This window comes from Paraburkholderia sp. J11-2 (genome assembly GCF_905220185.1).
Taxonomy (GTDB): domain Bacteria; phylum Pseudomonadota; class Gammaproteobacteria; order Burkholderiales; family Burkholderiaceae; genus Paraburkholderia.
This window is the reverse complement of sequence record NZ_CAJMYY010000145.1, coordinates 1-271: the sequence shown is the minus strand read 5'-3', so window position 1 is coordinate 271 and position 271 is coordinate 1. Positions and strand designations below refer to the sequence as shown.

The following is a 271-nucleotide window of genomic DNA, read 5'->3' as shown; positions in this document are numbered from 1 at the left end:
ACCGTGATCGACGAAGGCCTTCGCGATCTGCTGCGACTCGCCGCGGTTGCGGATCTGCACGCCCACGAAGATGTGCGCGCGCTCGGCGTCGTCGATGCGGTAGTTGAACTCGGTCACGCTGCGCGTGCCGACCAGCTCGCAGAAACGCTTGAAGCTGCCGCGCTCCTCGGGGATCGTCACCGCGAACACCGCTTCGCGCGCTTCACCTACCTCCGCGCGCTCGGCCACGAAGCGCATGCGGTCGAAGTTCATGTTCGCGCCCGAGGTGATC

General features: G+C 66.4%; 1 pseudogene. It reads right to left on the bottom strand.

The features are described from left to right. Positions 1-271: pseudogene (locus U5A57_RS41540) on the bottom strand (threonine ammonia-lyase, biosynthetic); the annotation flags it as partial.